The organism is Anaerovorax odorimutans, from assembly GCF_024459955.1.
In the GTDB taxonomy this organism is placed as follows: Bacteria; Bacillota; Clostridia; order Peptostreptococcales; family Anaerovoracaceae; genus Hominibacterium; species Hominibacterium odorimutans_A.
Genome location: NZ_JANFXK010000001.1, coordinates 147780 through 169625 on the forward strand (window position 1 = coordinate 147780; position 21846 = coordinate 169625).

Sequence of the window (21846 nt, forward strand, 5' to 3'; positions counted from 1 at the left end):
TTCGCTTACCCTTTAAAAATTCTTTATTTTCGTATCTCCGACATATAGCTGATCGGCACTTTGCCCTGATCGTTCATGATCTTTAGCAAAGCGGCCACATCACCCGCAGCGCTGTCTTTTCTCAGCCCTTTCAGCTGTCCCAAAAGCTGGCTGAAAAGACCGGTATTTTCGTATTTCATATTGTAGATCTCGCAGTCCTGAAGATCATATGCGCTCTTCATATCGGCGACAGCCTCATCCAGCGTGCCAATCTGGTCGATCAGCCCATTTCCCAGGGCCTGCTTAGCCGTGTAGATTCTGCCGTCCGCCAGTTTTTTCACCCGGTTCATATCCATATGTCTGCCCTCGGCTACGATTCCCACAAACTGTTCATAGGCTTCGTCCACCAGCGACTGGAAGATTTCCCGCTGTTCCTTTGTCATGGGGTCCACTGAGCTTCCCATGGCTTTATTCTTTCCGGAAGTAATGGTCACCGTCTTGATTCCGTATTTGTCCAGAAGCCCGGAAACGTCAAAGAGCGTACCGATAGTAACACCGATGGAGCCGGTCCAGCAATTGCGGTTGGCAATGATCTTGTCCGCCGGAGCCGATAGATAATATCCCCCGGAAGCTGCCATGGAGCCCATGGCTGAATACACCGGCCGTCCGGTCTCTTTGTACTTTTTCAGCTTGAGGTAGATCTCATCCGTCTCATAGACGCCGCCGCCCGGCGTATTGACAAAGAGGATCAAACCCTTGTTATGGGGATTGTCAATGGCATCATCCAGACGGTTCAGCACCCATTGGTGGTTATAGCTGTTCTCGCTGTACAGAGAATCTCCGCTCTCACTGCTGATAGTTCCGTTAATATGGAGGATGCTGATATGATCGTCGCTGATCTTGGCATATTGGCTGTCGGGGCTGCGTTCCATCTTACTGCATGCCGCAGCCAGCAGAATCACTGCCAGCAATATGCACCCGAAAATAATCAGCGGCTTTTTAAGCGATTTTTTTCTGCCGCCGGGTCCGTTCCCGCCGCCTCCGGCATAGCCACCGTATGTGCCGGCTGGGGGAACGCCTGCTCCGCCCGATCCGGCTGCCGCCGCTGCCTCCTGGACACTCCCCGAATTTTCTTCCGGCTGCTGAAATGTATAATGGCGGACCCCGCTTTCATCCGGATCGCTGATTACGGTTTTCTTGCTTTCACTCATGAATATTCCCCTTTCCCTGCGGCAGCGCCGCTTTAAATGATGTGTCTACTATACCATTTTTTTATCCCCCAGTAAAGATTTCTCTTGACAGTGTACTATGCGAAATAGTACACTTAATATACTAATAGAATTGGGGGATTTATACGTATGTTTCAACTGGACCTGAAAAGCCGTAAATCCATTTACGAGCAGGTGGTTGACAACTTAAAAGAGATGATTATTTCCGGCGTCTTAAAGAGCGGGGAAAAACTGCCTTCCGTAAGGGAACTTTCCCGGACGCTGACTGTGAATCCCAACACGGTGCAAAAGGCGTACCGCGAGCTGGAACGGCAGGGGTATGTGTATACGTCCTCAGGACTGGGCACCTTTGCCGCCGACCAGACGGACGCCAGCGCTGACCCTCAAAAAGTAGAGGAGGTCATGGATCGTATCCGCAGCGAGATCGCAGAGCTTTTTTATCTGGGCGTAACCTCGGCGGAAATCCGACGGATGTTTGAAGAGGCATTAAAAGAAAAGGAGGGCTGGAAATGATCAGAGTCGAAAAGATAAGCAAAAATTTTGATGGTTTTCAGGCTTTAAACAATTTAGATATAAATGTAAAAAAGGGATCGATTTACGGACTTATTGGCACCAATGGGGCCGGTAAAACGACAATCCTCAACCATATCACCGGCATACTCCGGCCCGACAGCGGCCGGATCACCATCGACGGTCAGCCGGTCTACGATAATTTGAAAATTAAGGAAAGGATCGGCTATATCCCCGATGATTTGTATTTCCTTTCCTCTTATACGCTGAAAGAACTGTCCTGTTTTTTCAAAGATATCTATCCCCGATGGGATCAGGGACTCTTTGAATCAGCAGTCTCACGGTTCAGGTTGGAGACGCAGAGAAAGCTTTCCCAATTTTCCAAAGGCATGCAAAAACAGGCGGCCTTTGCCCTGATCATGGCCGCGCATCCCGATTATCTGATTCTCGACGAGCCCATCGATGGGCTGGATCCCATTGTTCGCAAGCTGGTGTGGCAATTGGTAATGGACGATGTGGCGGACCGGGAGATGACGGTTCTGGTTTCTTCCCATAATCTGCGGGAGATGGAAGGCGTCTGCGATTGCATCGGTATCATATCCGCAGGTTCCATGGTGATCGAGCGGGATCTGGACGATTTGAAATCCGACGTACATAAAATCCAGGTGGCTTACCGCAGCATGCCGGAGGATCCCTATGCAGGCCTGAACATCCTTCACAGGGAAAGACGCGGCTCTGTGGATCTTCTGATCGTTCGGGAAAAGAAAGAGAAAGTGGAAAGTAAAATTCTGGATACCCATCCGGCAATCTTTGATATGCTGCCCCTTTCTCTGGAAGAAATATTTATTTACGAGCTGGGAGGTGCTGACAATGAAGACATCTTATTTTAGCCTGTCCGCACCGATTATCAAAGAGAATTTCCGCCGTTTCTGGGCGCTGCCGGCTATCGCTTTTCTGACTTACCTGATCTCCGGCATCATACCGATCCTGGCCAATTACAGACATGGAAGAGGCTTGGCGCTCTTTATCAATCCGCTGCTGAATCAGGCGTATCCCATTTACAAGATTCTCAGCCTTTTGGTACCGGTTATCGCCGCCAGCCTGGTATTCCGTTATCTGTACAGCCGCAGCTCGGCAACGATCATGCACGCGCTGCCCTTTACCAGAAGCCGGCTATTCAACAGTAATTTGCTGTCAGGGCTTTTGTTCAGTGTTCTTCCTGTACTGCTGACAGGGCTGATCCTGCTGGCCCTGGCAAAGCCGGTACATTTCGGTAAAGCCGCTTCCTATACGGATGAGATGGGCAGCATCAACGAGAACGCCATCCTGTCCCATATCAATGTGTTCTCCCATAATATGGTGCTGTGCTGGATCGGCCAGACCCTGCTGGCGGTTCTGTGCGTGTATGTCATTTCCGTATTCGCGGCAGTCATCAGCGGCAGCGGGATCATACAGTTTTTTGCGGCCATTGGATTTAACTTTCTGGGCACTGCCTTTATGACTACGCTGACCTATTATTTCAGCACCTTCCTCTTTGGATACGTCACCGGCGAAAAGCTGCAGGAGCTGATTACCAGTCTCTCTCCCTTTACCGGTTTGACAAACCAAATGATTGTAAAGCCCTCGCCGCCTCTGGTCATCGCTTATCTGGCCGGCAGCCTCGCTCTGGTCGTGCTTTCCTCGGTGCTCTATCACAAGCGCAGGCTGGAACGGACAAAGAAGGCCTTCGTCTTCCGGGGCATGGATACGGCCATTTGCTATCTGCTGACCTTCTTCGGCATGACGCTGGCAGGCCTGGTGCTGTTCTCCGATCAGAATGCGAAATGGATCACTTACGCTGGGTTTATCGGCGGCGGCCTGGTCTCCTTTATCCTCGGCAGAATGGTGGTCAAAAAAACATTGTACGTTTTTAGCCTGCCGGCGCTGAAATGTTTTGCTGCTTACGCGGCTATAGCAATCATCTTTCTGTGCGTGCTGATCTTTGATCTTACCGGATACACGGATCGAGTACCCGATGTTTCCCAGGTCTCAAAGGTGGCGGTGGATGATTCTACTCTCCGAAACAGCGACGCCCGCTTTGATCCGTCCTATTACCGGGACGGCAGCAAAATGGCTCTGGAAATCTACCGGTCTCCGGAAAACATTCAAGCCATTGCCAAGCTGCATCAGGCGATCATCTCCAATTATGCGGATAAAAAAACGCCTGAGAGCGGAGGCGTGGTCTTCGGTCTCCACTATTACAGGGATGGCGCGGATCTGGAACGCAGCTATGTTGTCGATGAAGATTTTTTCCGGGACAGCTCTGCCTATAAAAAGGTTTACGAATCCCATGAATATAAAGATCTGTACCGTGCGGGAAATCTGAAAAAGCTGGGCAAGGGAGAGCTGAGCGTTTACTCTTCCTTTAATTATTCGGATATCGAGATCCGCGAGAATGAGCGTGAAGAATTCCTCAAATGTCTGGATGCGGACTTTCTCGACCGGACTTATGAAGAGCAGCTGAATAAAAAGAGGCCCTGTGGCAGCGTCTATCTGAGCTTCAAGAACCTGATTCCCGGAAGCGGTTATACGGTGGACGGGATTAATCTGAACCTGCTGGACAGCGATACCCACACCCTGCAGTGGCTCAGTCAGCATAAATCCCTTCGCTCCCTGCAGCCTACCGCGGATGACGTGAAAGAGATCCAGGTCTATGCCTGCGATCCTGCGAAAAAAGACCAGGCGCTCGACGAATTGAATATGCTGGAGCCAAAATATTCATCTTACTTTAAAAAGACCGCGACCCTGACGGATAAGAAACAAATCCAGACGGTGTTGGACACTTGCGAGACAAATCCCGATGTCTTTATCTGCGAGATCACCTTTAAGCAGAACAAAGTATTTGACGGAGAAACGATTGCCTTTTACTATGGGCAGGATTCGGCTCCTTCCTTTCTGGAAGGATTGGCAAAATAGGGGGATGTTATGATATACGACCGAATGATTATCGGCGGCGGCGCAGCCGGCCTGTACTACGCCGCCTGCTGTCCGGCAGGCAGAGGGCTGATTCTGGAAAAAAACGATTCGCCCGGCCAGAAGCTGCTGCTCTCGGGAAGCGGCAGCTGCAATCTGACCCATGGGGGCAGCATCAAAGATTTTATTGGCCACTATGGCCCCGGCGGCCCCAAGATCCGTTCAGCTCTCTATAAGGGAAACAACCTGCTCTTAATGAAGTTTTTCACAGAACGGGGACTGGCTCTGACTGAGCGGACGGACGGAAAGGTCTTTCCCAGCTCCATGAAAGCTTCGCAGGTGCTGGAGCTGCTTTTGAGACAGGCAGGCGAAAACGGCTGGGAGATTCGGACCGGCAGTCCGGTCACTGCGCTGGAGGCTGAAAAGGATGGAACGTTTTTTATCAACGGAAGGCTTCGCACCAGGCAGGTGGTGGTGGCGGCAGGTGGCTGTTCCTATCCTGCCACCGGTTCGGACGGGAGCATGTTTCCCATCCTTGAAAAGCTGGGTCTGGAGATTATAGAGCCGAAACCGGCTTTGGTCCCGGTGACGGTGCAGCAGTATCCCTACGGCGAACTGTCAGGGATCTCCTTCCGGAATGCGCTGGTGCGGATCGACGGGCATAGTCTCAAAGATGACCTGCTCTTGACCCACAGCAGTTTTTCCGGACCGGCTGTACTTAATCTGTCCCGTTACGCCCGGCCGGGCAGCAGCCTGAGGATCGACTATGTGCCGGGCGCAGAGATTCCCAATGCTGCCGGGGACCGCAGAAAAGCGGTTACCTTCCTGGCGGACACCCTGGAAATTCCCAGGCGGTTCGCAGAGATCATTCTGCGGCGGGCAGGGGCGGACCCCGAAGCCAAAGCGTCTTCCCTGGCAGCGTCAAAGCTGCGGACGGCGGCAGCGCTTTTAAGGGATGATACCTTTTCCATCAGCGGGACCTCGGGGTTCGGTTCGGCAATGTCCACCAGCGGTGGGGTCAGCCTGACGGAGGTGGACCTTAAAACCTTTGAATGCAAGAAGTATCCGGGGCTGTTCATCATAGGGGAGGCTTTGGATATTGACGGCGATACGGGCGGCTATAACCTGCAGTTCGCCTTTTCCAGCGGCTATGGCGCCGCAAAGTGTGTATTGTGAATATAAAATCGTGTGTTGTGTTTTTTCTGTAAAGTGTGTGTTGTGAATATAAACGAAAAGAGGGTGTCTCTTCCAACCTTTCAAATAAGGATCGGAAAGACACCCTCTGGCGTTTCTTTTTATTCTTCTTCAAAATCGTCGTCAATGGGAACCGGAACGATCACGTTCCTGGCATCCTCCAAGGTCTCCTCCGGCACATAAAGGTCGATGGGATAGGCGCTGTTTCCGCCCATGGCGATTTCTATAAAATTACTGGCCCCCTGATATTTTTTCACACAGGGGATGCCTTCGCTTCGCAGCTTGGATTCCAAAAGGTCCGCCTGAAAGCTGCTCTCCGCTGTACAGAGATAGACGCCGTCACGCCACGGATCTTTTTTATCGTAATTACTAAACATCCTTATCCTCGATTTCCTTCAGCAGCTTGCTCTTGAGCTCATCCACCTGCATTTCTCCCAGCTCTCCTGCCTTGCTGGAACGAACGGTCAGGGTGCCTGATTCGGCTTCTCTTTCACCGATGATACAAATGTATGGTGTACGCTCGTTGCGCGCTTCACGGATCTTGTAACCGATTTTCTCATTTCTCACGTCTACCTCAGTTCTCAGGCCGGCCTCTTCCATCTTGCGGCCCACTTCCTGGGCATAGTCCGCGAACTTCTCGGTTACGGTCAGAAGCTTTACCTGCACCGGAGCCAGCCACAGCGGGAATTTTCCGGCAAAATGTTCGGTGAGAATACCGATAAAGCGTTCAATCGAGCCGAAGATAACCCTGTGAATCATGATAGGTCTGTGCTTTTCTCCGTCAGAGCCCACGTAAGTCAGGTCAAAGCGCTGTGGCATCTGGAAGTCCAGCTGAATGGTTCCGCACTGCCAGGTTCTTCCCAGAGAGTCCTCCAGGTGGAAATCCAGCTTCGGTCCGTAGAAAGCACCATCGCCTTCGTTGACCACATAGTCCATGCCCTTCTTTTCCATAGCTTCTCTCAGCGCGTTGGTGGCCCGTTCCCAGTCCTCCTCGGAGCCCATGGAGTCTTCCGGCTTTGTGGAAAGCTCCACGTGATATTTAAAGCCAAACAGATTATAGACGTAGTCGATAAAGTCAATGACGCCCATGATCTCGTCTGTGATCTGATCCGGCAGCATGAAGATATGCGCGTCGTCCTGGGTAAAGGTCCTTACACGCATCAGGCCGTGAAGGGCTCCCGACAGCTCGTGTCTGTGCACCTGCCCCAGTTCTCCCATGCGGATCGGAAAATCTCTGTAAGAGTACATTTTACGCTTATAAGCAAGCATAGATCCCGGGCAGTTCATCGGTTTGATCGCATAATCTCCATCGTCGATCTTAGTGAAATACATGTTATCCTGATAATGATCCCAGTGACCTGAGGTATGCCAGAGCTGCTCGTTGAGGATCAGAGGTGTTTTGATCTCCTGATAGCCTCTCTTCCTATGCTCCTGCCGCCAGAAATTTTCCAGCTCGTTGCGGATAATCATTCCGTTGGGCATGAAGAACGGGAATCCAGGTCCTTCCTCGTAGAGAGCAAAGAGGTCCATCTCTTTTCCGATCTTACGGTGATCTCTCTTCTTTGCTTCTTCCAGCTTTTTCAGATATTCGTCCAGCTCTGCCTGAGACGGGAAGCAGGTTCCGTAAATTCTCTGCAGCATCTTGCGCTTTTCGTCGCCCCGCCAGTAAGCGCCGGCAACGCTCTGCAGCTTGACGGCTTTGATCTGGCCGGTCTTTTCCATGTGGGGTCCGGCGCAGAGATCTACGAAATCTCCCTGCTGATAGAAGGAGATGATTTCATCCTCCGGCAGATCTTCGATCAGCTCCACTTTATAGTCTTCATCCAGACCCTTCATCTTAGCGATGGCTTCGTCCCGGGGAAGCTCAAAGCGTTCCAGCGGGTAGTTGGCCTGTATGATCTTTTTCATTTCTTTCTGGATTTTCATCAGATCCTGATCGGTAAATTTATGTTCCAGGTCAAAGTCGTAGTAAAATCCGTTTTCAATGGCAGGACCGATCGCCAGCTTGGCTTCCGGCCACAGCTTTTTTACGGCCTGCGCCAGGATGTGGGAAGTCGTATGTCTGTAACGAAGTCTCACCTGTTCATCATCAAAGTTTATCTTTTCTTTCGCCATATTCTCATCCTCCTGTTTATTCCATTTCCTCCGTCGCCAGGGCGATCAGCTTATCTAAAAGTTCCTTGTAGGGCAGGCCCGCGGCCTCCCAGAGTTTTGGGTACATACTGATATTGGTGAATCCGGGCAGGGTATTGATCTCGTTGAAGACTACCTGCTCTGTTTTGCTGAGGAAAAAGTCCACCCGCGCCAGTCCCTCACAGCCCATGGCTTTATAGACCGTCAGAGCCGCCTGGCGGATTTCCTCTTCTTTTTCTTCCGATACATCGTCTAAAATCCGGGTTTTGGACTGGTTGTTGATGTATTTGGCATCGTAATCGTAAAACTCATTTGCCGCCAGAATCTCTCCCACCCGGGAAGCGTTGGGGTGCCTGTTTCCCAGCACCGCCACCTCTATTTCGCGGCCCACGATGGCTTCTTCGATTAAGACCTTGTGGTCCTCCTCCGCCGCGATCCGTATAGCATCGAACAGTTCTCTGCTGTTTTTTGCCTTGGAAATTCCTACGGACGATCCAGCATTGGCCGGCTTTACGAAAAGCGGATAAGCGCCGCCGAAATGGTCCTCCGCTTCTTTTAAAATTCCCTGGGGATCGGAAGCGAAGGTGTAACGGTCAGTCAGGTAAAAGTCCGCCTGTCTGACGCCTGTCTGGCAGACGATCATCTTGGTGATGGCTTTATCCATAGATGCGGCTGAGGCGGCGGTGCCGGAACCCACATAGGGGATGCCGGACAGGTCCAGCAGTCCCTGCACGGTTCCATCCTCGCCGTTTTTGCCGTGGAGCACCGGAAATACCACATCCAGGGGAAGCACTTCGTATTTGTCTTTCTCCAGAACCACCAGGCCCCCCACCTCCGTGTCCGGCGACAGAAAGGCTTTTTTGTTGGCGGGATTTTTCTTCCAGCTTCCGTCTTCCACATCTGAAACAGGGGAATCGGTCAAAAACCAGTTCCCCTCTTTTGTAATGCCCGCTTTGTATATTTCATATTTATTTTCATCCAAATGTCTGAGCACCGAAGCTGCCGATAAGCAGGAAACCTCGTGCTCCGCTGATGCTCCTCCGAAGAGGACCAGTAGTCTTTGTTTCATCGAACACCCTTTCTACAGGAACCTACCACATTCCTGTTATGCTTGAAATGCTGTTGCTGATTTTCTCCACCGTCTCGGTCGGCTTGTAGTCCTTCTGGCCAAAGAATTCCTCATGAAGCTGAATGACGTTGCTCTTGAGCGTTACCGGCGGCCCGTAGTATATGTTGTTATGCATCCAGTCTGCCGATTTATACGGCCAGTTTTTGCTGTCCGTAATATTGTAGGAGTTGATCTCCAGGATCATTTCCATCATCTGATTGGTGGACATATTGGTTTTGATCGTCGGCAGGATTTTGTCAGCAATCTTGTTCAGCTGGCTCAGGCTCAGCGTCTTGGCTTTTTCGAAGGCCGCAGAAAGTACAATTTTCATACGCTCGTTTCTCCGGTGGTCGCCTTCCGCGGAGTCCTTTCGGATTCTGGCATAGGTTACGGCCTGATTTCCGTTGAGCGTCTGCATACCGGCTTTCTTGATCTTTTTCTTCGATCCGCCGATATTCTTCTGCGTATCCTTAATATACTTATTCATTTCTTTGATCTCTGATTCCTGGATTTCGATATCAAGGCCGCCCAGCTCGTCCACCGTATCGGCCACCGACTTCCAGTTAACCACCACGGCCTCTTCACAGTTCAGGTCCAGATTGCGGTTGATGGTCTGCAGCGTCTGGGCCGCTTTGCCGTAGAAATAGGCGTGGGTCATTTTATCCAGACCGAAGTTGTCCCCCAGGCTCACGTAGGTATCCCGATAGAGGGAGACCAGCTTAACTTCGTTGGTTTTTTCGTTGATGCTGGCGATGATCATCGCATCGCTCCTTGTATTAGAATCATCGTCCATATCGCGGGCATCTATACCCAGAAGGGCGATATTTCGGTAATTTTTCAGCTCCTTGGCTACCCGGTCGTCTATACCCAGGGCTTCCCTGTTAACCTGGACTTTCGCCACCTTGTCCAGCTTCGTGTGAACAACCGTGAGTCCTGCGCCGATGACGCCTCCCAGGGCCACTACCATGACTAAAACAACGATGACCGCGATTGCCAGCGGTTTATTGCTCTTCTTTTTTTTCTTCTTAACGGGCGTTTCGCCGCCGGCTTTGGCCTGACGCTTTTCCTCTTTTTCCCGTTCCTTTTGTTCCCTTTTTTCCTGCTTTTCCCGGTCCCGCCGCTCTTTGGGGGTTTCTTCCTCCGGGAGGTCATCTTCAGAAAGCGCTTCAGAAGGCTCTCCTTTCTCTCCCAGGACGCTGGCCACCGACACTTCCTCCGGAATCTCTTCCGGTATTTCTTCGTCGTCCAGCAGGCTCCCCAGCAGATCCTCTATATTTTCAAATTCGCTATCCTTATTTTTTTTATCATTGTTGAACTGATTCTCAGAGCCCATTTCGGATTTCTCCTTTCTGTCTCTTACCCTCAGGTGTTTTCAGACATTCCTAGTTCCTGTAACGTATATTCTTTGCTGCATGCGGGAGGTTTTCCCGCATAAATAACGTTCCTATTATACCAATATTGCCCCTAAAATGCAACAAAAAGCGGCTTTTTAAGACATTCTTCACAAAATAGAAAAGGATACCCGCCGGAACTTGTCCGAAATCCAGGTATCCAATTTTTTTCTTTATCTTTTAATACAGTCCCGTGCGTCTGGAAATCTCTTTACTGATATCCTGTACAGTCTGTGTCGGCTCGTAGCCGGGCTGTCCAAAATACTTTTCATGCAGCTCCACGACGTTGCGTTTCAGGGTGACCGGAGGTCCGACCCAGGCACCGTTATAGTTGGTCCAGCTGCCCGTTTCAAACGGCCATCCTGCATTATCGGTCATATCGTACCGCAGGAACGCCAGCATCACCTTCATCATGCTGTTGGTATCCATGTTGGTTTTGATCTGGGGCATTACCTGATCGGCAATCTGTTTCAGCTTCAGCGGATTGGTTTTCTTGGCCTTATCTACCGCAGCCGATACGACAATTTTCATTCTCTCATTTCTCCGGTAGTCGCCGTCTGCCGCGTCCTTTCGGATTCGTGCATAGGTTACGGCCTGATTTCCGTTGAGAGTCTGTGTTCCGGCCTTTTTGATCTTTTCCTTGGAGCCGCCGATGTTTTTCTGGGTATCCTTGATGTATTTATTCATCTCTTTAATCTCGGACTTTTTGATATCGACCTCGATTCCGCCCAGTCCGTCGATGGCATCAGCGACAGCTTTCCAGTTGACGATGACCGCTTCTCTGATATTCATGTCCATATTCTCGTTCAGACTGTGGAGCGTTCCTGTAGTCCCGGCGTAGGCGTGGACATTTGTGATTTTGTCATACCCATATTTTTTATTGACATGCAGATAAGTGTCTCTGTAAACAGATATCTGACGAATCGCTTTGTTGTTTTTATCAATGCTGAGTATGATGATGGCATCGGTTCTGCAAGTCTTATAGTCGTTCATATCTCTGGCATCTACGCCCAGCAGGGCAATATTCTGATAGTCCTTCAGGTCTCGTTCTGCCTGGGGAGCGATTCCCAGATTGGCCTGATCGATTTCTTCCGTTCCTACTTTTCCCATCAGGCCCATTACAAAGAGAACTCCTGCGGCAGCAGCCGCGATCAGCAGTAAAAGCACGATGAGGATGATCCGTCTGACCGCCCTTCCTTTCCGCTTTTTCTTCTTGACCGCTTGTTTTTGCTCTTGCTTCCTTTGTTTTTTCTTTTCACTTCGCGAAGGCTTTGGTTCTTCGAAAACACTGCGATTTTCTGCTTGTCGTCTCTGCTTTTTTCTCGAATAGGTTTTCACATCGTCCTCAGGCTCACGGTGCGAGCTGGGGTTTTCCCTCAAGGCCAGGTATTCCCGGTAAGCTTCTTCTCTCTGTCTTCGCTTTTTTTCTTCTTCCTTTTCCCTGTTGCGGCTCTGAAAAAGCTGCTGTGTCTCTTCCCATCCGTCGTAGGACTGAGTATCTCTGCTGCTGTCTCTTCTGCCGCTGTACTTATCTGATCTCATAGGGTTTTCTCCTTCTTCGTATAGCGGATTCATTATAGCAGTAAACAGCTTTGAAGGCAAGAAATGCCGAAAAAATTTAGAAATCGTAAGGGAAAATTAAGGGCCCTGCCTCGTTACATTCGCTTTGCTTTTACGGCTGAATAAGCGCTATAAATATATTTTCCATGTATTCGTTTGTAGGCACGGATCTTGTAACGATACTTCACACCTTCCCTGAGATCTTTGTTCACAAACTTCCGGCTGCCTGCGTTTCTTTTTTTAATCATCCTCCATCTGCCCGAAGAATTCCTGCTCCTGTATATCTTATAGCCGCTGATTCCGGATATTTTTGTCCACTTCAGGGTGATCGACGATGCGTTTTTCTTGAGGGTCAGCACCGGCCTCGCCGGTCTTGCCGCAGCCGTTTTAACTTTAGACGGTTCTCCGTAATACCGTTTCCCGCCAACCTTTCGGTATGAGCATATCTTGTAATAGTATTTCTGGCCCGGTTTTAATCCGGTGTTTTTCCAGGAAACAGATTTTCTGGAAACGGATTTAACCTGTCTATAGGTATCGTTCTTCCCTGCTTTCCGGTAAACCACATAGCCATCGGCGCTTTTCACTTTCTTCCAGGAAAGCTTAATCGTTTTATAATTGATGGTTTTGCAGTTGAAAGCCGAAACCCTTCCCGATCCCCTGGCCTTTGCCGTGGCCAAAGGGCTGAAATCACTGACGATCTTTTTGCCATCCTCCGTAGTTCCATAGGCTTTTACTTTATAGAAATAACCTTTGTTAAAAGAACAGTCTCCATCACGATAGGAGCGCTGATTCCCTTTATCGACCCTTTTTATTTTTTTATAAGTCCCGTTTTCCTTTGTCGCACGGTAGATCCAGTACCCGTTTGCCCGGGGTACTGGGTCCCATGAAATCTCAATGGAGTGACGGCCTGCCGACTGTGCTTTTGCCGCTGGCTGCGGCAAGGTCTGCACAAGCCTCCCGTCAGCTCTGCCTGCTGCCGCGGCTACGGCCCGGTATGCGTTGACATTGCCATGACCGGTATAAATATCATATCCTTTTGTATGTAGATCCGTAGCAGTCGAACAGAGAATATCTTTTACTTCCCAGGCTTTTAAGCCCGGGTTCACATACAGCATAAGAGCCGCGACGCCTGCTACGGAAGGCGCTGCGTAGGAAGTTCCTGAGCCCAGCACATAGGACCCGCCAAGAGTCGTTGTGTATACACCGGTCCCTGGTGCGGAAAGATCCTTTTTCCTGCCGTAGTTGGAACGGGGAGCTTTGCAGTTTCGGCTCCAGGCATTGGTGTACCTCTGCGTATTGATGACGCTGATTGTCGCGTCGAAGTCCGAGGGATACCAGGTCTTTTCATTATTGTGATTGCCGGCGGAACAGACAACCACCACATTCTTTTTATAGACTGCGTCGTTGATGGCCTTTTCCAGGGCCTTATCATTATGGGGGTTTCCCAAAATGTCCGTTGATCCCGGAGCATGGCCCAGGCACATATTAATAACCCGTGCGCCATGTTCACAGGCATAGTTCAATCCCTTTATAATATCTTCCGTTGTGGCATTGCTCTGTGCCGTGTAGCTGTTGTCGCGAAACACGTTGATGCCCATTAACGAGATCAAGTCATTGTCGTTTCCCGCAGCTACCCCGTCAATCCCTTTGTGATTGCGGGAAGTGGCCGCGATGACTCCGGCCGTTTTCGTTCCATGGGAAAAACTGGGCTTGTCGTATACTGCGTATGGCGCGGATACCCCGGCCACCGCGACACAATTCTCTACATCCACATTGCCCTGCAGATCCGGATGGTTATAATCAATTCCTGTATCCAGTGTCGCCACAGAAATTTTATCGCTCTCCTGCCTCTGCTGCTTTGGCTTAAGTTCATCGATCAGGTCCCAGGCTTCCGGTACGTCCATATAATCCAGATTCCAGAGAGTCCCTTTCAGTTCATTATTTCTCGAAAGACGCTGTAAATCGGATGAGGTTTCTGCGCTGCTGACTTCAATCCCCGGCCATCCCAGTACAAACGTCATGATGAAAACCGTAACAAGACAGATTGCGCCTCTTGTTGTAAATTTTCTCTTCTTCATGATCGCAGTTCCTTTCTTTTATCAAATATATCCACACTTATAAATATGGTACCACCTGCCACTCTGTCAGTCAAGCTTATCGCGTACAATGCGCCGCAGCCCGCGTTTACCCGCCAAAAGACAGGCCCAGCGCGGGATGCTGTCATCCTTTGCGCCGGGCCTGTCTTTTGGCTGTCTTTTATTTAATTTTCTTCATCCTCTTCCCATAGAGCATCGTTGAATTTCTTCCACATTTCTCCGTACCCTTCGGAGGCCGGCGTAACCGGCTTGGCGACGTTGTTTTCCATATCGATCTTAATTTTACCCTGCTTGGAGAGGAGCAGGATGCGGGTTCCCAGGACAAGGGCTTCCTGGATATTGTGGGTGATGAAGATCACGGTGGCGTTTTCTTTTTCCTTGATCCGCCACAATTCTTCCTGCAGCTTGTTTCGCGTCATGGCATCCAGGCTGGCAAAAGGTTCATCCATGAGGATGATCTTCGGGTTGAGGGCCAGTCCTTTGGCGATGGCCACTCTCTGCTTCATGCCTCCGCTGAGCTGGTGGGGATAAAAGTCTCCGTATTCCGATAGTCCCACCAGTTCCAGGTGCTCACGGGCAATCCGATCCAGCTCGGCTTTATCCGTTATACCATTGATTTTCAATGGGTACTGGATGTTTTTGCGGACCGTTTTCCATGGGAACAGCTGATTGAAATCCTGAAAAACCATGATTCTGTCGATTCCCGGTTTTTCCACCTTCTTCCCGTCTACCTTGATCATCCCTTCATATTCCTCAAAGCCCGCGATGCATCGGATCAAAGTCGTCTTTCCGCAGCCGGAAGGGCCTAATATACAGAGGAAGTCCCCTTCATTTACGGTAAGGTTCAGGTTTTTAAGAATGTCCTCTGAATCCGGGGCATCGTGATAGTTCTTTGTCAGTCCCGATATCTCTAAAATTTTACTCATCTGGCCATCCCCCATTTCTTTACCGTATTTCTTTCAATGGTGTGGAACAGACCGTATTCGATAATAATACCGATGATCATAATAACGATCAGGGCCGCGAATACGCCGGCAATGTCCACATTGGTCCGCTTCATAAAAATAAACCAGCCGATTCCGGCGCCGGCGCCGGTCGTTCCAAAGATCATTTCAATACTGATCAGCGCACGCCAGGCCCTGGCCCAGCCTACCCGCATGCCGGACAGCACATGGGTAAAGGCGGCCGGAAGATAAACCCCTTTAACGAGATTAAAGCCTCTGAGGCCGATATTTCTGCCTCCCTCTATGTAGATCTTTGACACGGAATTGTATCCGTCCATGATGCTCCTGGACATCGGCCAGATGATGGAATGGACGACAATGAAGATCGTCGTTATTTCGCCGATTCCGAACCATACGATTGCCAGCGGCAGCAGGGCCACGCCCGGCAGCAGGTCGCAGACCGATACGATCAGATGATAGATCGCCTGAAAGGTCTTGCTAACTACCGCGATGCTGGAAAAGATGAACGCCAGTATGATTCCGATAGCCAGGCCCTTTAAGATCAGGGACATGGAATACATGGTGTATGTCATCAAACTGTCTTCTCTAAAGCCGTCAATAAAGCTTTGTCCAATATCCTTCAAAGAAGGAAAAACCAATTCGTTGAATGCCTGCATCTGGTAAACGATCTGCCATACCACCAGAAAACAGACAACAAATATAATTTGAGTTCTAGCCTCTTTCATCCACATAACCCTCTCTTAATTAATTTCCTTTAACATTGTCAAAAACCAAGTCGCTGATATCCTTCGGGCCGTCGTTTTCCAGGAAATCGTTTTCCGACATAAAGTTGGCAAAATCCATCAGGCCCTTTGTCTCTGTGGAATATACGCAGTCCTTATCCTTCAGCCATTTCTCCATAGTGGCCGCGTCTACGTTTTCCGCTTCACAGAGCATCTCAGCCGCTTCCTTGGTATTATTGTTCAGATAGTCAATAGCGTCTGCGAAAGCTTTCACTACAGCGTCGTAAAGCTCCGGGTTATCCTTCTGAAGAGAAGTGGATGCCACCGCTACGATAAAGGAATTCCCGCTGGGCCATACGGACTCCAGCGCATTGACCTCGGAAATACCCTTCTCCGCTGCTTCCTTGAAAACATATGGAGAGGTCGTCAACTGGCACTCTACGCTGCCTGAAAGCAGAGAGGACATGCCGTCCGGATGTGACATGGCTACGATATTGGTATCCAGAGCATGGGCATCTCCCAGCTGCTCCTTTGCCGCCATGGCCAGAACGATGTGCTGGAAGCTTCCGATATTGACAAGGGCAATTTTTTCATCCTTGATATCCTTTAAGGATTTAATGTTGGGATTGTTTGTCATGACCTTATGGGGCTGCGCCGACACATTGGAGCAGATTTTATACGGTACGCCGCTGGTGATTCCGGTAATAGCCGGTCCTACGCCTACTGCGCCCACATCAATGCTGCCCCCGGCAAAGCCCTCATTGATAGCGGAACCGGAGTTTAATACGGACCATTCGATTTCCACGCCATCGTAATACTTTTCGATCAGTTTTTGTTCCTTCATGACCTGAAGAGGCGCATAAGCCATTCCATACTGATACGCGATCGTAAGCTTATTGTCTTTCTTCGATCCCGAGTCTGAGCCTCCGCAGGCGGCAAGAGAAACAGTCAGGATCAGAGCCAAAATAATTGCAACTGTCTTTTTTAAATGTTTCATGTTCTACTCCTTTTGGTTTGATATAATTCCGCGTTTATCAAAACGGTTACAAAGAATCTTTTAAAATTGAAATGAATTCTTTGCAGGCCCGCGATAAATATTTTTGTTTGGGATACGCAAGATAGATGTCCCTTTGACAAATGTCCGGGTCCGTCAGATAAAAAGCCGGATAGTCCCGGAAATGACTGTTTTTAATCGTGCTTTCTGTCATCAGTGAAATTCCTGCTCCTGCCAGCGTAAAAGCGTAGCTGGTCATGGTCTGCTCCACCTCGATATGTCTCCTGGGATAAAACCCATGCCGCTCAAAGAGCTGCTTCATGATATTTCCGATATGCTGGTCATCTTTAAGGAGCACAAAGGACTCATCCTTGAAAACACGGAAATCCACGGTCCCAGGCGGCGCTGCCGAATCGCAGTCCTTTGACAGGATCTGTTCATACGGCACCCTCAGCTCCGCAAGCGATTCATTGATTGGCCACTCGGGCGGCACACAGATAAAGATCCGTTCGCTGAGAAAGGGTTCATAAAAGAACCGTTCGTCCTGCTTCCAGGGCGGTGAAATAAACAGGTCAATCTCATTATTCAAAGCTTTGTCAATGATCTCCGGCATTTTTCCGTCGATTACTTCGATATGGATTCCCGGATAGCGGCGGGAATACTCCGCCACTGCCGCCGGCAGGTAACTGACATTAAAAAAACTGGCTCCCCCAAGGACCAGATTTCCGGTAGCCAGATCTTCCAGATCTGAAATACGCTGTGAAAAGGCTTTATCAAGCTCCAGCGACTGCTTTGCGTACTGCAGATAAATTTCTCCTGCGTCGGTCAGGGTCAAAGGCTTGTGCGATCGGTCAAAGATGGTGATCCCCAACTGCTCTTCAACCTTCCTGATATGCGCGCTCAAAGCCGGCTGTGAAATTCCCAGCTTCTCAGCGGCCTTGGATACGCTCCTGTACTGTGCTGCTACCAGTATATAACTGGATGGAACAATATTCATTTTACCTCTCCATAACTTTTTACTTATACACACATAAACACTTCTTTATACCGTCGCCTATTATATAGATACATTGTGAAAAAACGGTGAAGATTCCCGTAAATTCTTAAGAATTCTTAAAAAGTACGCTATAATGTACCTATATTTATTAGCATTAGGAGGATTTAAATGACAGCTCATCAGTCTATTGTGGAATGCATCGCCTTCCACGCCCACCATCAACCGACGAAATTATGCCTTGCTGACGCCAAAAAGTCCGCGAACTATCAGCAGGTTTGGAATAACATTTACGGCCTTGCCCGGCAACTTTGGAAAATGGGGATCAAAAAAGGCGATTGCGTTCTAGTCGAATGCACACAGAATGTCGATTATATGATCTGCGAATTCGCAATCCAGCTGGCCGGCGGCATCTTTGTTCCTGTTGAAAAGAATTCCGCTGTCGATAAAATCAGGGAAATGATTTCCGATGTCGAAGGCAAACTATATATCGGGAAAAAGGCAATCAGCGAATCGATTCCCTTTTTCTCCATTGAAAATGTGAGCGATTATCAATATGAGGAAACCCCTGATCTCAGCAGTATATCGTTCCCGCAAGGCTGCGACACTGCTGAAATTTTGTTCTCCACCGGCACCACCGGAAAGTCCAAAGGGATTGAGCTTTCCCACGGAAACGATGTGGCTCTGGCGGAAAACGTCATGTACGGCGTAAAGATGAAAGCGGATAATGTTGAGCTGATTCCCATGCCCCTCAGCCACTCCCACGGTCTGAGACGCTGTTACGGCAATATGCTCAATGGCAGCTCCGCTGTTTTTACCAATGGGGTCACCTTACTGCAGAAGGTCTTTGATTTAATGGATCAGTATCACGTCACTTCCATGGATCTATCCCCCAGCAATCTGTCGATCATTTTCAAGCTTTCCAAGGACAGGCTGGGCGATTACGCGGATCAGATGGACTACATTCAGCTGGGTTCCGCTCCGCTGCCGGAAGAAGACAAGCTCCATCTTTCCAGAATTCTTCCCAAGACCCGCCTTTACAATTTTTACGGCAGCACCGAAGCAGGCTGCTCCTGCCTGCTAGATTTTAACGCTGCTTCGGGGAAACCCGGATGCATCGGCAAGCCCGCGAAAAACGCGCAATTTATTGTAGTCGATGAAAACCGCAAGGAGATTCAGTCATCCAAGGAAAATCTGGGATTTCTGGCCAGCTCCGGTTCCATCAATATGAAGGGCTACTGGAAAGCGCCTGAGCTGACCAGGGAGGCCATGGCCGACGGATTCATCTACACCAAGGACCTGGGGTATATCGACGAAGAAGGCTTCATCTATATGCTGGGAAGAAAGGATGATGTAATTAATTACGGCGGTATCAAAATCTCGCCCGAGGAAATCGAAAGCATCGTCATCAAGCATCCGCTGGTTTCCGATTGTGCCTGCGTACCTATGAAAGATCCCCTTACGGGACAGGCCCCCAAGCTGTTTGTTTCCATATCAGACCCGCAGCAGTATGATCCAAAGGATCTGAAAAACTATCTGCAGAAAAATCTTGATGCCAACAAGCAGCCGAAAACAGTGGAAGTCATCGATGAGATTCCCCGGACCTTTAACGGGAAAATTCAGCGGAACAAGCTGATCGACCGTTCCAATTAATGATTAAACTAAATGAGTATACGAGGTTTATTATGAAAAAAGCAATATCTTTGATGCTGATTACGACTTTGACTTTATTGGCAACCATGTCTTTTTCACTTCCGGCTTCTGCTTTTGCCGCAGAGAACGCTTCTGACAAGGATGTGGCTAAAGAGGGAGCATACGTGGAGGACGAGGTTCTTGTGGTTTTTGACGATACCCCTTCCAAGAAAGAAGTCAGGGCTGTGACAGAGGAAGTAGACGCAAAGAGCGCGGAAGAAATTGAAACTCCGGAAAAAGAGACTCCCTATGTGCTGACACTGGACGAAGACCAATCGGTAGAGGATGCAGTAGAGGAACTGGAAAAGGAATCTTCGGTTGCTTATGCCCAGCCCAACTTCTTATATGGTCTGGAAGATGACAAATCCGCGGACATCGCGGCTAAAGCCTCTCCAAGGGCAATCGACGATACGAACCTTTGGAATTTGAATAAGATCAATGCCAAAGAGGCCTGGGAACTGATCGACGAGGTTGTCAAGGCCGGTGGGCAGACGCCCCGCGAAAAAGTAACCGTGGCAGTATTGGACACAGGTGTGAACCTAAAGCATCCGGACTTGCAGACCGCCTTGAAAAAGAAGAATTGTGTCAATGTGGTAGGCGAAGATGACCCTATGAACTATCTATCGCTAGAAAAAACACCTAAAAACAACGGCGATGAAGGCGGACACGGAACGAAGGTTTCCGGCATTATCGCCGCCACCTCCGGCAATGGTATCGGTGTCGCCGGGGTAGCTTCCGGCAAACACAATGATCTGGTGGAGCTGGCGGTTATTGACGTGTACGCCCGCTATAATACGAGCAAAGACCGGCTGGCCACTTCCGCCGATATTATCAAGGGCATCAATTATGCCTGCGAGACTGCCGGGGCAAAAGTCATCAATATGAGTCTGGGCCATCATCCCGGCGACCCCGAATCAAACAGCGCAATGCTGCCGGGAGGCAAACCTGGTACGGACAGTCTCTTGGAGCAGACGATTCACACTGCAGTGAACGATAAAAAAGTAACGATTGTCTGTTCCGCAGGAAACAAAAAAAGCACCGTCGCCTGGCTTCCTTCCGATTTTGACGACTGCATCAGTGTCATCTCGACCACCAACTACTCGGATGCCTTCTCCTTATGCAAAGCGAAGAACTCTAATTATGGCTGGAAAAAAGACATTTCCGCACCCGGCGAATCGGTAAGCACAACATTCCCCAGCGGAGGCTACACCAACAACAGCAGCACGGGCACATCCATGGCCGCACCGGTTGTTTCCGGCGTGGCTGCCATGCTCTACTACCTAAAGCCCTCCATTACTCCGCAGGAAGTAAGGCAAATCCTGACTTCAACCGCTACGGACCTATATACCGACGGTGACGATATTTACACACGCTACGGCAATGTAAACGCTTTGGCCGCGGTTTCCAAGGTATTGGGACGCTCCGTTCCTTCTCCCGGAGCATTGGCCACGCCGGCTTCCGTAAAAGCCTCCTCTTCCGGGTACGACCGGATTAAAGTCAGCTGGAATCGAGTATCCGGAGCATCGGGCTATCAGATCCATCGGGCTACCTCCGCAAGCGGAACATTCAAACCGGTTGCTACCGTTTCCGGCAATGGCACCACCAGCTATACCAATACCGGCCTGAAAACAAATACTACATACTATTATAAGGTAAAAGCTTTTGGCACGCTTTCCAATAAAAAAGCGTACAGTCCGCTGTCAGGCGCCAAATCGGCCAAACCGACCCCTGCGGTGCCACAGAGCCTGAATCTGTATCATACGACTTATAAGGGGATTAAGCTGAAATGGAAAAAGGTGAGCGGTGCTTCCGGGTATGGAATTTACCGCGCCACCTCCAAGAATGGCAAGTACACTTATGTGAAACGCATTAAGAATGGTTCTACCCTAACTTACACCAACTCCGGTTTAAAGGCTAACAAGAATTATTACTACAAAGTGCGGGCTTACCGGACGGTCAGCGGCAAGCGGATCTATGGAAGCTATTCCTCTGTAAAGCAACTGAAAACCACGCCTGCCAAAACTTATATTTCTCTGAAAAAGAACAAAAAGCAGCGGAAAGCGATAGTTACCTGGAAACGGGTTTCAACAGTCAGCGGATATGTGGTTTATCGGGCCACATCGAAAAACGGGAAATATAAAAAAGTCGCTACCAAAAAATCCTCTTCACGCAGAAGTTTCACCAGCAAGCGTTTGAAGAAAGGGAAAAATTATTACTATAAAGCCCGCGCATACAAGACATATCGGGGCAAGCGAATCTACGGACCCTATTCCGATATAAAGAAATGCCGCTTTTAATAAATTGAATAGAAAAACCACCTGCAGTGA

The 21846-nt window shown here is 49.5% G+C and carries 17 protein-coding genes; 6 read left to right on the top strand and 11 right to left on the bottom strand.

Annotation, left to right across the window (positions count from 1 at the left end):
* Nucleotides 1-23 precede the first annotated feature (23 nt).
* Nucleotides 24-1190 carry a signal peptide peptidase SppA gene (gene sppA / locus NE619_RS00670; protein ID WP_256130442.1) on the bottom strand — a complete coding sequence of 389 codons (1167 nt, stop codon included), beginning with the start codon at nucleotides 1188-1190 and terminating at the stop codon, nucleotides 24-26.
* Between the two features lie 147 nt (nucleotides 1191-1337).
* Here sppA and NE619_RS00675 point away from each other — a divergent pair, with 147 nt between their 5' ends.
* The 4 genes from NE619_RS00675 to NE619_RS00690 are packed head-to-tail and all read left to right on the top strand — an operon-like array spanning nucleotide 1338 to nucleotide 5846.
* Nucleotides 1338-1721, top strand: a complete 384-nt coding sequence (locus NE619_RS00675) for a GntR family transcriptional regulator (RefSeq protein ID WP_256130443.1) — start codon at nucleotides 1338-1340, stop codon at nucleotides 1719-1721.
* Nucleotides 1718-2608, top strand: a complete 891-nt coding sequence (locus NE619_RS00680; RefSeq protein WP_256130444.1) for an ABC transporter ATP-binding protein — start codon at nucleotides 1718-1720, stop codon at nucleotides 2606-2608. The genes NE619_RS00675 and NE619_RS00680 overlap by 4 nt, the downstream gene beginning before the upstream one ends.
* The gene (locus tag NE619_RS00685) at nucleotides 2589-4673 is read left to right on the top strand and encodes a hypothetical protein (RefSeq protein WP_256130445.1); all 2085 of its coding nucleotides are present in this window, start codon (nucleotides 2589-2591) and stop codon (nucleotides 4671-4673) included. The genes NE619_RS00680 and NE619_RS00685 overlap by 20 nt, the downstream gene beginning before the upstream one ends.
* Before the next feature lie 9 nt (nucleotides 4674-4682).
* The gene (locus NE619_RS00690; RefSeq protein ID WP_256130446.1) at nucleotides 4683-5846 is read left to right on the top strand and encodes an NAD(P)/FAD-dependent oxidoreductase; all 1164 of its coding nucleotides are present in this window, start codon (nucleotides 4683-4685) and stop codon (nucleotides 5844-5846) included.
* A 119-nt stretch (nucleotides 5847-5965) separates the two neighbouring features.
* On the opposite strand, the gene NE619_RS00695 is transcribed toward NE619_RS00690, so the two are convergent.
* The 10 genes from NE619_RS00695 to NE619_RS00740 all read right to left on the bottom strand — a co-directional run bounded on the left by NE619_RS00695 (nucleotide 5966) and on the right by NE619_RS00740 (nucleotide 17830).
* Complete coding sequence (locus tag NE619_RS00695) at nucleotides 5966-6241, bottom strand: DUF2007 domain-containing protein (protein ID WP_256130447.1); 276 nt, start codon at nucleotides 6239-6241, stop codon at nucleotides 5966-5968.
* Entirely contained in the window at nucleotides 6234-7979 is a 1746-nt protein-coding gene (gene thrS / locus NE619_RS00700) for a threonine--tRNA ligase (RefSeq protein WP_330640609.1), read from the bottom strand. Before thrS ends, NE619_RS00695 begins: the two co-directional genes overlap by 8 nt.
* A 16-nt stretch (nucleotides 7980-7995) precedes the next feature.
* A complete protein-coding gene (locus NE619_RS00705) occupies nucleotides 7996-9066 on the bottom strand; it encodes a D-alanine--D-alanine ligase family protein (RefSeq protein WP_256130448.1) in 1071 nt (356 codons plus the stop codon).
* Between the two features lie 22 nt (nucleotides 9067-9088).
* Nucleotides 9089-10438, bottom strand: a complete 1350-nt coding sequence (locus NE619_RS00710) for an LCP family protein (RefSeq protein WP_256130449.1) — start codon at nucleotides 10436-10438, stop codon at nucleotides 9089-9091.
* 238 nt (nucleotides 10439-10676) lie between these two features.
* Nucleotides 10677-12038, bottom strand: coding sequence for an LCP family protein (locus tag NE619_RS00715; RefSeq protein ID WP_256130450.1), 1362 nt, complete (start codon nucleotides 12036-12038; stop codon nucleotides 10677-10679).
* Between the two features lie 113 nt (nucleotides 12039-12151).
* Nucleotides 12152-14134: a S8 family serine peptidase gene (locus tag NE619_RS00720; protein WP_256130451.1), complete on the bottom strand. Its 1983-nt coding sequence runs from the start codon at nucleotides 14132-14134 to the stop codon at nucleotides 12152-12154.
* Between the two features lie 182 nt (nucleotides 14135-14316).
* Complete coding sequence (locus NE619_RS00725) at nucleotides 14317-15078, bottom strand: ABC transporter ATP-binding protein (protein WP_256130452.1); 762 nt, start codon at nucleotides 15076-15078, stop codon at nucleotides 14317-14319.
* Nucleotides 15075-15842 carry an ABC transporter permease gene (locus NE619_RS00730; protein ID WP_256130453.1) on the bottom strand — a complete coding sequence of 256 codons (768 nt, stop codon included), beginning with the start codon at nucleotides 15840-15842 and terminating at the stop codon, nucleotides 15075-15077. The genes NE619_RS00725 and NE619_RS00730 overlap by 4 nt, the downstream gene beginning before the upstream one ends.
* A gap of 19 nt (nucleotides 15843-15861) precedes the next feature.
* On the bottom strand, nucleotides 15862-16836 hold the full coding sequence (locus NE619_RS00735; RefSeq protein ID WP_256130454.1) for an ABC transporter substrate-binding protein: 975 nt from the start codon (nucleotides 16834-16836) through the stop codon (nucleotides 15862-15864).
* Nucleotides 16837-16882: 46 nt separating this feature from the next.
* Nucleotides 16883-17830, bottom strand: a complete 948-nt coding sequence (locus NE619_RS00740) for a LysR family transcriptional regulator (RefSeq protein WP_256130455.1) — start codon at nucleotides 17828-17830, stop codon at nucleotides 16883-16885.
* Between the two features lie 168 nt (nucleotides 17831-17998).
* Here NE619_RS00740 and NE619_RS00745 point away from each other — a divergent pair, with 168 nt between their 5' ends.
* Both NE619_RS00745 and NE619_RS00750 read left to right on the top strand, forming a co-directional pair.
* Complete coding sequence (locus NE619_RS00745; protein ID WP_256130456.1) at nucleotides 17999-19480, top strand: class I adenylate-forming enzyme family protein; 1482 nt, start codon at nucleotides 17999-18001, stop codon at nucleotides 19478-19480.
* Nucleotides 19481-19512: 32 nt separating this feature from the next.
* Nucleotides 19513-21816, top strand: coding sequence for a S8 family serine peptidase (locus NE619_RS00750; protein ID WP_256130457.1), 2304 nt, complete (start codon nucleotides 19513-19515; stop codon nucleotides 21814-21816).
* Nucleotides 21817-21846 lie beyond the last annotated feature (30 nt).

Coding starts and splice junctions, on each gene's coding strand:
- sppA (WP_256130442.1), bottom strand. CDS start 1,190: ATGAGTGAAAGCAAGAAAACCGTAATCAGCGATCCGGATGAAAGCGGG.
- NE619_RS00675 (WP_256130443.1), top strand. CDS start 1,338: ATGTTTCAACTGGACCTGAAAAGCCGTAAATCCATTTACGAGCAGGTG.
- NE619_RS00680 (WP_256130444.1), top strand. CDS start 1,718: ATGATCAGAGTCGAAAAGATAAGCAAAAATTTTGATGGTTTTCAGGCT.
- NE619_RS00685 (WP_256130445.1), top strand. CDS start 2,589: ATGAAGACATCTTATTTTAGCCTGTCCGCACCGATTATCAAAGAGAAT.
- NE619_RS00690 (WP_256130446.1), top strand. CDS start 4,683: ATGATATACGACCGAATGATTATCGGCGGCGGCGCAGCCGGCCTGTAC.
- NE619_RS00695 (WP_256130447.1), bottom strand. CDS start 6,241: ATGTTTAGTAATTACGATAAAAAAGATCCGTGGCGTGACGGCGTCTAT.
- thrS (WP_330640609.1), bottom strand. CDS start 7,979: ATGGCGAAAGAAAAGATAAACTTTGATGATGAACAGGTGAGACTTCGT.
- NE619_RS00705 (WP_256130448.1), bottom strand. CDS start 9,066: ATGAAACAAAGACTACTGGTCCTCTTCGGAGGAGCATCAGCGGAGCAC.
- NE619_RS00710 (WP_256130449.1), bottom strand. CDS start 10,438: ATGGGCTCTGAGAATCAGTTCAACAATGATAAAAAAAATAAGGATAGC.
- NE619_RS00715 (WP_256130450.1), bottom strand. CDS start 12,038: ATGAGATCAGATAAGTACAGCGGCAGAAGAGACAGCAGCAGAGATACT.
- NE619_RS00720 (WP_256130451.1), bottom strand. CDS start 14,134: ATGAAGAAGAGAAAATTTACAACAAGAGGCGCAATCTGTCTTGTTACG.
- NE619_RS00725 (WP_256130452.1), bottom strand. CDS start 15,078: ATGAGTAAAATTTTAGAGATATCGGGACTGACAAAGAACTATCACGAT.
- NE619_RS00730 (WP_256130453.1), bottom strand. CDS start 15,842: ATGAAAGAGGCTAGAACTCAAATTATATTTGTTGTCTGTTTTCTGGTG.
- NE619_RS00735 (WP_256130454.1), bottom strand. CDS start 16,836: ATGAAACATTTAAAAAAGACAGTTGCAATTATTTTGGCTCTGATCCTG.
- NE619_RS00740 (WP_256130455.1), bottom strand. CDS start 17,830: ATGAATATTGTTCCATCCAGTTATATACTGGTAGCAGCACAGTACAGG.
- NE619_RS00745 (WP_256130456.1), top strand. CDS start 17,999: ATGACAGCTCATCAGTCTATTGTGGAATGCATCGCCTTCCACGCCCAC.
- NE619_RS00750 (WP_256130457.1), top strand. CDS start 19,513: ATGAAAAAAGCAATATCTTTGATGCTGATTACGACTTTGACTTTATTG.